General features: G+C 44.0%; 11 protein-coding genes. 7 read left to right on the forward strand and 4 right to left on the reverse strand.

Annotated features, from left to right (window positions below; genetic code table 11):
- The 5 genes from R3289_RS20005 to R3289_RS20025 all read left to right on the forward strand — a co-directional run.
- Positions 1-978, forward strand: a 978-nt coding sequence (locus tag R3289_RS20005; protein WP_318927672.1) for a type VI secretion system Vgr family protein, incomplete at its 5' end; no start/stop codon positions are given.
- On the forward strand, positions 975-1,784 hold the full coding sequence (locus tag R3289_RS20010; protein WP_318927673.1) for a DUF4123 domain-containing protein: 810 nt from the start codon (positions 975-977) through the stop codon (positions 1,782-1,784). The genes R3289_RS20005 and R3289_RS20010, both read left to right, overlap by 4 nt.
- Positions 1,777-3,558, forward strand: a complete 1,782-nt coding sequence (locus R3289_RS20015) for a DUF2235 domain-containing protein (protein WP_318927674.1) — start codon at positions 1,777-1,779, stop codon at positions 3,556-3,558. Before R3289_RS20010 ends, R3289_RS20015 begins: the two co-directional genes overlap by 8 nt.
- A 20-nt stretch (positions 3,559-3,578) precedes the next feature.
- Positions 3,579-4,160 (forward strand): DUF2931 family protein, encoded by a 582-nt coding sequence (locus R3289_RS20020; RefSeq protein WP_318927691.1) that lies wholly within the window; start codon positions 3,579-3,581, stop codon positions 4,158-4,160.
- 427 nt (positions 4,161-4,587) lie between these two features.
- Positions 4,588-5,139, forward strand: coding sequence for an OmpA family protein (locus R3289_RS20025; protein WP_318927675.1), 552 nt, complete (start codon positions 4,588-4,590; stop codon positions 5,137-5,139).
- A 61-nt stretch (positions 5,140-5,200) separates the two neighbouring features.
- On the opposite strand, the gene moeB is transcribed toward R3289_RS20025, so the two are convergent.
- Positions 5,201-5,953, reverse strand: coding sequence for a molybdopterin-synthase adenylyltransferase MoeB (moeB, locus tag R3289_RS20030; RefSeq protein WP_318927676.1), 753 nt, complete (start codon positions 5,951-5,953; stop codon positions 5,201-5,203).
- 78 nt (positions 5,954-6,031) lie between these two features.
- Positions 6,032-7,267: a molybdopterin molybdotransferase MoeA gene (gene moeA, locus R3289_RS20035; protein WP_318927677.1), complete on the reverse strand. Its 1,236-nt coding sequence runs from the start codon at positions 7,265-7,267 to the stop codon at positions 6,032-6,034.
- Between the two features lie 217 nt (positions 7,268-7,484).
- Between moeA and folE the strand changes: the two genes are divergently transcribed.
- Both folE and R3289_RS20045 read left to right on the forward strand, forming a co-directional pair.
- Entirely contained in the window at positions 7,485-8,138 is a 654-nt protein-coding gene (folE, locus tag R3289_RS20040; RefSeq protein WP_318927678.1) for a GTP cyclohydrolase I FolE, read from the forward strand.
- A gap of 90 nt (positions 8,139-8,228) precedes the next feature.
- Positions 8,229-9,152, forward strand: a complete 924-nt coding sequence (locus tag R3289_RS20045; protein WP_318927679.1) for a LysR family transcriptional regulator — start codon at positions 8,229-8,231, stop codon at positions 9,150-9,152.
- A gap of 20 nt (positions 9,153-9,172) precedes the next feature.
- Here the strand turns inward: R3289_RS20045 and R3289_RS20050 are convergent, their stop codons facing one another.
- Positions 9,173-10,105 (reverse strand): YjjW family glycine radical enzyme activase, encoded by a 933-nt coding sequence (locus R3289_RS20050; RefSeq protein WP_413466729.1) that lies wholly within the window; start codon positions 10,103-10,105, stop codon positions 9,173-9,175.
- A complete protein-coding gene (locus R3289_RS20055; RefSeq protein WP_318927680.1) occupies positions 10,102-11,637 on the reverse strand; it encodes a YjjI family glycine radical enzyme in 1,536 nt (511 codons plus the stop codon). The genes R3289_RS20050 and R3289_RS20055 overlap by 4 nt, the downstream gene beginning before the upstream one ends.
- Positions 11,638-11,978 lie beyond the last annotated feature (341 nt).

An 11,978-nucleotide genomic window follows, 5' to 3' on the forward strand; every position in this document is an offset into this window, starting at 1 on the left:
CCGTGGGAAGCCGCGTTTCGAGCCGAGCCCATTACCAAGCCGTATATTCATAACATCGATACCGCCATTGTCACCGGTCCTGCTGGTGAAGAGATCTACTGCGATGCGCTTGGGCGGGTAAAAGTACAATTTCACTGGGACAGGGAAGGGCAGGCGAACGAAACAACCAGTTGCTGGCTACGTGTATCACAGGGCTGGGCCGGCAACGGTTATGGTCAGTTTATCTTGCCGCGCATAGGCCACGAAGTGATCGTCAGTTTTATTCATGGCGATCCGGATAAACCCATAATCACCGGCGCGATGTTCAACGGTAAAAACAAAGTACCGTATGATCTGCCAGAGCACAAAACCCGCAGCACCTTTAAAACCTCATCAAGCGTGGGTGGCGGTAATTTTAATGAGCTGCGCTTTGAAGACAAAAAAGACAATGAACAGCTTTATCTTCATGCCGCCAAGAACATGGATGTTCAGGTCGAAAATGATCGTAAGGACGAAATTCTCAATGCCGATCACCTCACCGTACACGATTCCCGCTTTCAGGAAGTCAAGGTCGACAACCACAGCACCGTAAACGGCAATCAGTTTGAAGCCGTCAAAGGCGATAGCCACCATATCATCGACGGAACCGTCCACACCAAAATCGGCAATAAACAACTGATTGAAGCGGGCACTGAAGTTCATGTGAAATCGGGACAAAAAGTGGTAATCGAAGCCGGTGCAGAAATCACCATCAAGGCCGGTGGCAGCTTTATCAAAGTTGATCCGTCAGGTGTGACATTGCTCGGGCCGACGGTGAAAATGAACTCCGGCGGCAGTGCCGGCCGGGGTAGTGGAGCAGCTGCACAGGCAGCGCAATTGCCAGGCAATGTGGCCCCAAGTACAGCAGGCGATCTACCTATGCAGCTTAACCCCAGTGCGGCTATCAATGCGACAAAGCTACATGCTGTGGCGATAAAACCTTGTGGGGCTGACACATGATAATACAGAGTTGGTTAAATGGCATCGATGATCACGATAAGCTCTATGCCATCGTTAATCCACTAAGTGACAGAGAAGTGCTTTCTGAATTTTATACACAGGACGGATCTGATGCTTTCCCTTTGTATTCGGGAACGGATTTTGAATCGAGTAGGCAAGATGGGCCCTGGCTTCTGCCAATTTCACGGCAAAGCACGTTTATTGATACATACCAGGAATCACTACCGGGGTTCTTTTTTAGCTCATCGTTTGACGAAGAGACGATTCGTATACATTGGCAAAGTTTGCTGCTGGCAGGTCTTGACGGGGAAATCGTACTTTTTCGTTTTTACGACATTAACGTGATTGGCCGCATGTTCTCGTTATTTACAGAGCAAGAACAATTGCGCTTTATGGGGCCGTCATCCCAACTCTATATTCCGTCAATACCACCTGTTACGGCGAAGCAGAAACCCCCAGCCATGATTGAACGCTCTATAGAACCATGGTGGGTTATTGCTCCGCATCATTTAGGGCATAACTACTCACCCGAGCACCATGCGTGGATTGTTGAACGGTTGCTTTGGCAGCGCTTACCTGAACTGATGAAAAATAAAATGCAGCAAAGTGATATTCAAGCAGAATTGAGTACTTTCTTAGCGCAGAGTTATAAGAACAATTTACGTGGCGAGTTACTAGAAGCGCATGCTGCGAATAATTTCGCACACAATACACAATGGCATAATCAACCTGTTTTTGATGCATGGATGCTTGAGCAAAGTGATATTCAGCAATTAATGCATATAGGGAAAATCAGAGATGAGTGAACATTGTATTCCCTGCGAACGAGCAGAAAACTGGATAGAAATCGATTTTCGAGATGAGCACAATCAACCTTATAGCGGTATTGATGTCACTATTGAAGATGCTGTGGGGGGGGAACAAATACTGCGTTTGAGCCAAGGACCTAACCTGATACGAAATATTGTAAGTGGTCCGGTTAAACTCACCATGCCGACGGATGAGCTGATTGCAATGGTGGAAGAGCGCACTGCTCGTAAAGAAGATGCACCATCAGAGGTTGTAAATTATGCGACGAAAGAGCCCGGTTTTAGCGGCGTCAGTAAACAATACCTGAACGCTACAATGGGAGACTTCTGGCAACACCCCCCTGAAAACCCATTATCTGAAGAACATAACTCGGATCAGGCTGATGCTGTCGTTCTGTGCAGTAACGAGAGCTATGTCATAGAAATTCGCGACTATTCAAAACCTGAAATTCGATTCGGTGTGTTTTTTGATGGTACAGGCAATAATTCATTTAATGTTGCCATGCGTATGCTGTGTGAGGCCACAGGTATTACCGAAGATAAAAAAGATGTATGCGAAAAAGTAGATGATATTTCTGACTCAAAGCGAGGCAGCTATGATAATTCGACAACCAATATTGGTCGATTATTAAACATCTTTCCTTTTAATCCTCAAAAGAAGCTATTTAAAATTTATGTTGAAGGGGTTGGTACTAAATCGGGTACCGAAGATGAAATGTTCGACCTGGCAACAGGCATGGGGGACAGGGGGGTTGTTGCGCGAGTTGAAGATGCAATTATGAGCATTCGCAATATAATTAGTGATAAGAAGATTTCCCAATCTCAAAGTAAGTTCGTATTCGATATCTTTGGCTTTAGTCGGGGAGCTGCGGCAGCTCGCCACTTTGCCAATGATGTTTATAAGAAAGAAAAAGGTCAATTTTATCAAGAAGCTGGATTTGATAGTACAGTTAAAAGTGAAATTAACTTCATCGGTTTATTTGATACCGTTGCCGCTATCGGTCGTTATGATGAGCTATTGGATGGCTCAAATGATAAAAACAGAGGGGTTAACTTATACTTACCGAGAGGTATCGCAAAAAAAGTCATTCAGTTAACGGCCTTAAATGAGTATCGTCATAATTTCGCACTAAATTCCGTCAAACCCGATCATCAAGAAATCACCTTGTTAGGGGCACACTCCGATATTGGCGGTGGTTACCGTGATGGAGAAGAGCATGTCGCCATTATGCGGCCTTACTCAAGAACGATCCGCCGAAATGAATCTTGGGCTTTAGGCACTTTTAATGAACAAGCAGCAGATAAAATCACTCATAGCAAAAAGTTATATAGTGAGTATACCGATTCCATCGCGCAGTATTTTCCGAAAGTACAACGTCGACCGATGGGTGGCAATGACAATGAACTGTATATCGCCACTTTAGATATGAAGCGGACTGTCAACGGTGATTTGCAGTTAGTTGCTTATTATGTCATGAGAGATTTGGCAATAAAGTTCGGAGTACCATTAGATCAACCAAGCGAAACGTTAAACTCAGATCTTAATGAGTTGTATCAATATTATAAAAATAAAATTGAGCAGAATGATGAGGGTATGATCCCCCAGCATCTACCAAGTAAATTAAAAGACAAAATGATGAAACAGTATGTTCACTGTTCTGATAATTGGTCACCAACACTTGTTATTTACCCGATGAAGCCAAGAATAAAAAATAAAGAACGTGAACGAATGATCTTTACGCATAAGCCACAACAAGGATATCCAGTTTGAAATTTATATTAATTGTTAATGTGCTATTGCTATTATCGAGTTGTTCGTTGAGAGGCCACCAGCTAGAAGAGTGGACGGTGACAGCAGCAACCCCACAACATTATCGTGCAAAAGTGGAGAAAGCACTGGTCTTAGGAGAAAGTAAAAAAAACGGGTGGAGAGCGATGATTGGTGGATATGCACCATATTCAAATAATCCACTATCGTGGGCTGGAGTAGAAAGACTTAGCGCAGGGTATAGTATAAAAAGTAAAGAGTTACCTTATATTATTTATATTCAGTGGTATTCATTGGCTAATAAAATGGCTTTCGAAAAATCAATTACAATTCCTGAGTCAATCCGGGAAGAAATGCGTGTCTATCACGATGTTCGCTGCGGTAGTCTCGATCTTTTAAGACCTTATAAAGACAATATATTGTTAGGATTAGCGCCTGACGGGATGATTTCAGTCTTTTTAAATGGCGGATGTTTTGAAAATGAACTGCAGTTTAAAGTACAGGCCGCAGTAACTCCCGTACCAGAAGATTTCATATTTCCTGAACTCGATGCTGAAGATAAAGCTTATGTTGATGAACACGGCGTACCGACGGGGAGTTGGTAGTTACTAAGTGGGCTATTCTACTGATTTTGAATAAAAATGATGAAAAAATATGTTCATTGCTCTGATAACTGGTCGCCAACGTATGAGATTTACCTAATTAATTAGCTTAATAATAAAACTATCATAAACCATAGTACCCCCCCAATAATTTAAATGTATTTATATTTTAAGTGTTTGTGGTTGATTTTTTACTTTAAAAGCGACTTTCCTGACAAAACAAATGTTTTTATTTTCTCTCAGTGCTGTTTATTGGTTGGAAAAGGAAGGTAATAACAATTTTGACATTATAAAAATATAAGAAAATCAATGTAAATTATGTTTTCCTAGAATTTACTTGTGAAGTGACTCCATTATAATAATTTTTGCTCTGTAATTAACGAGTTGGTTTGATAGCCTTTCGTATAGAAACTTGGATAGGAATAGGTTCATGGCTAAAATACAAATCGGAATTTTGATGTTAGTGTCAATACTGCTTGTTGGGTGTCAATCGACTGGTAGTGATACTGCTAGGGAAAGAGCCATTAAAAATGATATTGAGACATTTGTAAGTTATAATTTCAAACAAGCTCGTAAATTAATTCCACCAACAATTGGAACGGTTAAAAGAGAAGGGGATCAGGTGACTATCGTTTTTAATGGCGATAAAAGTTTTGATAATAATAGTGCATATATACGTAGTGATAGTCATGATTCTTTAGAAAAACTTTCTTCTTTATTGGCGGATAGCCCAAAATCTAAAGTATTTATTGCAGGCTATACTGATAGTGTTGGCAGTAAGGTATATAACAGGGAGCTGTCAGCTAAACGCGCAGAATCGGTATTGAAATTCTTCGTCTTAAGAGGGGTTGATCCTGAGCGTATTAATACATATGGATTTGGTGAACTAAGCCCTATTGCAAGTAATAAACTTGCATCTGGGCGTAAACAGAACCGTCGCATTGATGTTCGAATTACACCTTGGGTTGAAAAATTTGAATAAAAAGCAATCTATATACAACGGGTGATAAAGAAAGGAAGCATATTGCTTCCTTTCTTTTTTTCTAGCTATGGCGGCACACTGAACAAGTTGGCTGCTTGGTTAGTTTCATTTCACGCCAGCTCATCGACATTGCATCCAGCATCAGGATTTTACCTGTTAGCGGATTGCCCATATTTGCGACGACTTTGATAGCTTCCATTGCCTGTATGGCACCCACGATGCCAACGACAGGAGACATAATCCCCGCTTCAACACAGCTCAGAGATTGCTGGCCGAACAGGGCGCTCAAACACTGGTAGCAAGGCTCATCGTCTTTATACGTGTAAACGCTGATCTGTCCTTCCATACGGATAGCGGCCCCCGAAATCAGCGGTGTTTTTTTCTGATGACATAAGCGGTTGAGCTGATTTCGGGTTTCAACATTATCGCTGCAATCAAGCACAACGGAGTGCTGTTCGATTAACGTTAAAAGCTCATCGTCACGTAATCGCTTAGCAATAGTGTCGACTTGGGTGTAGGGGTTAATCGTGGTTAGTGCCAATCTGGCGGATTCCACTTTTAACTGCCCAACGGTATTGTCGTTATGCAGCACCTGTCGCTGAAGGTTTGAAACTTCCACTTTGTCATCATCGATCAGGGTGAGCTTGCCTACCCCTGCAGCCGCCAGATATTGGGTTGATGCACAACCTAAACCACCAGCACCTAAAATCAGCATAGACGCAGATTTCAGCGCTTCCTGACCATCAAAATCAAACTGGCGAAGAATGATCTGGCGGTTATAACGAAGCATTTCTTCATCAGAAAGTTCTATCACAATGCGGTCCTGTTCAATAGAGTTTTGAGTGCCGAGTAGTTGGTACCGAGAAACTCCACTCTCTACTCTTTACTCACATTAATACAACGTGTGGTTGAAAAGTTCGATAGTGACGTCTTCACCTGGCATAACTCGCCCGCGTTCTTGTTCAAGAACGACGAAGCAGTTGGCTTGGTGCATCGAACTGAATGCGCCAGATCCCTGATTGCCGGTGGTTGCCACTTCAAACTGACCATTAATGTTGATCTGATAAATACCGCGTTGGAAGTCGGTACGCCCCGGACGCTTTTTAAAGACGGTTGTTGCTTTTGCTTTCAAGCGCTGCGGTGGTTGATACTGAGAATGGCCAGACAGCTGAGCCAGCATCGGTTGTACCAGTTGATACAGTGTCAGCATGGCGGATACCGGGTTACCTGGCAGGCCGCAGAACCAGGTGTTTTCGATCGTGCCGAAAGCAAATGGTTTACCCGGCTTCATTGCGATTTTCCAGAATCCAATTTCACCCTGCTCATCAAGAATGTCTTTGGTGTAGTCTGCTTCACCGACACTTACACCACCAGAAGTGATTATTACATCGGCTTCGTTCGTTGCCTTGGTGAAGGCCTCTCGCAGTTTTTCCGGGCAATCTGGAATAATGCCCAGATCGATAACATCGCAGCCGAACTTTTCAAGCAGAGCACGAATACCGTAGCGGTTGCTGTCATAGATCTGGCCAGCGTCTAATGGTTCACCTACCGGGCGCAGTTCATCACCGGTTGAGAAAAATGCCGCTTTAGGGCGCGCGATCACGTTGACCGTTGCAACACCTAAAGAGGCCAGCAGCGGCATTTCACGTGCTGTAATACGCGTGCCTTTAGCGATTACCACATCACCGAGGCGAACATCATCACCAATCGGGCGAACATTATCATCAGCAGGCGGTTTGATCAGAAAACGGATTTGATCGTCGTTAGCTTCTGTTTCCTCTTGCATGACAACCGCATCCGCACCTTCAGGCATCTGTGCGCCGGTCATAATACGAATGCACTGGCCTTCAGACCATTCACCGTTAAAAGGAATGCCTGCGAATGACTTACCAGCAAGAATCAGCGTATCGGTAGTGTTCAGATCCTGAGAACGAATTGCATAGCCGTCCATTGCTGAATTAGCAAATGGCGGCACATTAATGGGGGAGAGGATATCTTCTGCGATGACACGCCCCATAGCGTCGGAAAGAGAAACAGCAGAAGCTGATTCCAAAGGCTTAACATCGGCCAAAATTTTGTTCAAAGCCGTTTCAACAGGCATTAGACCTGGAGTGTCACAACATCCCATATTGGTGTCCGTCTTTAATTATAAGTTATAGGCTCAGTAAAGGGTTATTATGACAAAAAAAAGGTGTTTGAACTATTCACTTATCATTTACGTGGTGTAATTGTTTTTATTTGCAGGTATCCTTCGGTCAGATTTATCACTGGCGTAGTGATTTCAGATAAACATTATGAATTGGGCACGTTTTTGCATTTAAGCCCAGGCCAGTTGGAGGCGAAGAATGACGGTATTAAGCGAATCTGCATTAAAGGTGCGTGCAGCCCTTGAAGCTCGCGGACTTGAAACACCAATGACTGACAAAGTTGTGAGTCGCGAAGAGAAAAAAGAAAAGATCGAATACCATGTGCGCGAGATCTTAGGGCTGCTTTCGTTGGACTTAGCAGATGACAGCCTGATGGAAACACCTCATCGTGTTGCAAAAATGTATGTGGATGAAGTGTTCTCCGGATTAGATTACGCAAACTTTCCGAAAATCACAGTGATCGAAAATAAGATGAACTGTGATGAAATGGTGCGAGTGAAAGATATTACGCTTACCAGTACCTGTGAGCACCATTTGGTGACGATCGATGGTAAGGCGACTGTCGCTTATATTCCGCGTGGTAAGATCATCGGTTTGTCAAAGATAAACCGTATAGTACGCTTCTTTGGCCAGCGTCCTCAGGTGCAGGAACGTATGACCCAACAGATTTTAGTTGCCCTGCAAACATTGCTGGAAAGTGATGACGTTGCGATCACCATTGATGCGACGCATTATTGCGTAAAAGCACGCGGTGTGATGGATGCAACCAGTGTGACGACAACAACGGCACTGGGCGGTATCTTCAAAAGAAACCCTGCGACACGTGCTGAGTTTCTTAACGGCATTCGGTAATCGCATAGTATAAGTTAAAAAGAAGCCGCGACTTGCTCGCGGCTTTTTTGTCGGTTTTTATTCTGAACCCAACGAATGGAGTACGGTTTAATGGATCTGATCAAGCTTTCCCGGATCAGTATGAAGCACTTGATAACGCTTCATGTCATGCTAGATACCTTGAGTGTGACGGCCAGTGCCGAACGATTATGCCTGAGCCCGTCATCAGTAAGTAAGACATTGAGTCAGTTACGGGAAAATTTGAATGACGAACTGTTCTACCGTCATGGGAACAAGTTAGTCGCTACACCGCTTGCGCGGCGACTAGGCCCCACAGTGCACCAGATGATCAATGACATGAACCAGATCATGACGCAGGAAGCTTTTGAGCCGTTCCGTTATGAAGGCCGTTTTTCACTGGCGATGCGTGAAAGTACCTTTGAATTACTGGCGGCTAAGCTCAGTGCCCAGGTGCTCGCTCAGGCACCGAATATCCGGTTAGATATCTGGTCAAAAGATAGCGTAGGCTTTGATGGAATATCTAAAGGTCAGCTTGATTTTATTATGCTGCCTCATGACAGAAGCCAGCCACCGAGCTCGCATAACAACCTGGTATGGGAGACCTTAATTCATGATGAAATGGTCTGTCTGATGAATCCGTCTCATCCTCTAGCCGGTAAGAACTTAACCATTGAAGATTACCTGCGCTTCGGTCATATCGGGATCATGGATAGCGATCTGAATGTTCCTTTCTTTGAATTACAACTTGCCCAACAGCATCAAAAACGCAAAACTATTATTACCGTTCCTGATTTCGGCGGTGCAGCACTGATGTGTCACCATAGTGATCTGCTCTTTACCTGCTCGAAGCGTTGGGCACAAATCGCTTTTCAGGCAAAAGGGTTGACCACCAAACCATTACCCTTTAATTACGGGGATGTGGCCTATAGCTTAGTCTGGCATCAGCCGAGTATGAATGATCCCGCGCATCGATGGATGTATGAGCAGATAAAGCAATGCTGTAAAGATGAATAGCCTGCATTTTCAAGCTATTCTTAAACATAAACCGCAGGCAATACCAAGTTTCTCACCCCGCGAGAGGTGAGTCCGGCTGCCAGCTGGTTGATATCGCCTTCCAGACAGACAGCCCACTCCTGAGCCTCTCCTGTAACCCCGTGATGCTGAAAAGCATTGAGCTTAATTCGAGTCTCGGTTGGTAGTTTATTCAGGTAGCCTGCTAACTCGTCGATTTCGGCATCAAAATCCGTTATTCCGGGAATGTGAAGTAAGCGCACCTCATATAACTTACGGTGTCTGGCTAATAGTTCTATAGATTGAAATACACGATGATGATTGCGGCCGGTCAACCATATATGGGTTTCCTGTTGCCAGGCTTTCAGATCGATCATCGCGCCATCAATGACGGGAAGCAGTTTTTGCCAACCGGTGCTGCTGAGGCTGCCATTGCTATCGACCAAGCAAGTTAAATGCTGCAAATCGGGCGCTGATTTAATCGTTGCAAACAGTGCCGTAATAAACGTTAACTGTAGGGTTGCTTCTCCCCCCGCTATGGTAATGCCGGTAATAAACAGACTATTTTGTCGGATCACTGCCAACATTTCTGCAACCGAATATTGCCGGGTTTTCGGGCTTGATTGTTGCGGGCATACCGCTAAACACTGATCACAATGGTTGCAGAGCGAAGCGTCCCAGCGAACTCGGGTTGCATGTTTATGTACATTTAAACCTTGCTCGTCAAAAATTTGGTCGTACTGTACTTGCCTATCTAGTGATAACGCCTGAGTCGGACATTGCGAAACACAGTCGCCACAACTATTACAGTGCCCAATCGTATGGGGGTTATGGCAACTTTGGCAGTTGAAGTTGCACCCTTGCAGGAAAATAACGAGCCTGTTGCCAGGCCCGTCAACGCAAGAGAAAGTCAGAATTTTACTGACCGTCGCTTTATTTACAGCCACTCTCATCATCCTGCATTAACATAGCAAGGAGACTGTTCATGACTGGCGACTCGTGGTTTGCGATTTAAGATCCCGGTCTTTTCAGCCGCTTCTGCGCCTAACCCTGTGGTATTGGTACGAGATCCTTGTTCTTTAAACATCGCAATATCAGATAGCTTAATCATGTAACCTGTTACACGCATTAAATCATTAGATGCGACATTCGCCGTGAACTCACGAAAACCCAGATTCAGTGCCCCTTTGCACAACTGATACATCGCTTCAGGGTTGGACTTAACGGTTTCATCAATGGTCAGGATTTCACTGATACCCGATGTGTAGTATTGATGGTGCTCAGCTAAGGCCTGAATGTGAGAAACCGGATCCGGCTCTGATCCATAGGGAATACGAACGCCCGGAGTCACGTTTTCATCAAGACTAATGCCGCCCTGAGAGTGAAGCAACGCCCGATCACGGTAGCCGTAAGTTACCGGGGTTGATTTCACAATTTTATCCAATGCCGCTGAGATTTGATGGCCTAACTGGTTTGCGGTTTCGTCAAGACCGTATTTGCCGTTGCAGCCAGATTTTTCCATTAGAATGTTCACGGCTTCGGCCATCCCATAAATGCCGAACATTGGTGCAAATCGGTTTTCGTCAATTAGGCCTTCTTTGACCAGATAGCTATCGAAAAAGTGGGATTCGTTATGGAGGAACTTTGCCCGGGCATCAATCAGTTCATACATGATTTGACAGTAATGGGGCAGGGTTTCTGCAAAGAAGCTATCGATGTTTTCTGTTAGCAGTGCAACCTCTTTTAAATTCATTCTAACCAAGGTATTGGCACCCCCCGCCAGTGGTAATGAGTTATAACAACTGACAATACCGAAGCCTTTATTGTCGAAAGCGCTGGCATGCAGAGGGTAGTTAGCGATATGTGGCTTGCTGCATTCACAGATATTGCTGGCTGCGACCCGCAATAGATTATCTGGTGTGATTGTCGGATCGTACATAAACGTCAGGTTGGGCGCGATTTGTTTTAGCTCGGCATCGACTTTGAGAATGGTGCGGCAGATGATGTTATCGCTTGGGCCGATGTTCACATGCATAAAGGCATCGGGCAGGGTACGGTCAAGCATGATCCAGAACAGTTTGATTTTTCGATAAATGGCCTCTTCATCCAGATCGTAAATATAAGGAATTAAGAGTTCATCAAGTTGACCCAGATATACGGGGATGTTGGTCACAGAAGGCACATGATGATAAATAATGGTTAAAGCGTTCAGTGCTTCGTCAAAATTAGTTGCTGGTGGTAATTCCAGGTACTCCGAACCTTGCTGAAGAAATTTTGCGTAATCAGGCAGAACGTAGCGCGGCTTGAATGGAGCATTGCCCTCAAACATGTCGCAGATGATACCTGCCGCCATAGCGGTTTTTACCCTTTTAGAGACGGGCGGGCAAGGTAAGCTTGCATCAGCTTCTAAGGCGAGAAAATTTGATTTTTGCTTAGGTGAAAGCGTCGGATCAGTAACAATCTGTTTTAATTTAGCCTGCAAGGTCATAGCACAAATCCATATAACTAATATGGTTATAAGGTAACGCTTGCTTCAGCTTTCCAAAAGTGAAAAACATAGAATTAGATATTTTCCAAATGGAAATTCGCAGTTCCTTCTCACACTTTTTTATCCAGTAATACGTTAAAAAAATCACTTTTTTGTGATTATTTTTAATGCCTGGTTTTGAATAAATTCTGGTGTTGGGTAAGTTCGTTTTATTGATGAAAATCAGCCGCTTCGTCAAATTATTGACATTTATTTTTCGGAGGGAAAGAGTAAGTTTGGAAAAATAGTGTTGAAAATATAATCCACTTTAACTGTATGAATGACGTTTTTTTGTCTAAATA

Origin of the sequence: Photobacterium sp. (assembly GCF_033720175.1) — a bacterium.
GTDB lineage: Bacteria > Pseudomonadota > Gammaproteobacteria > Enterobacterales > Vibrionaceae > Photobacterium.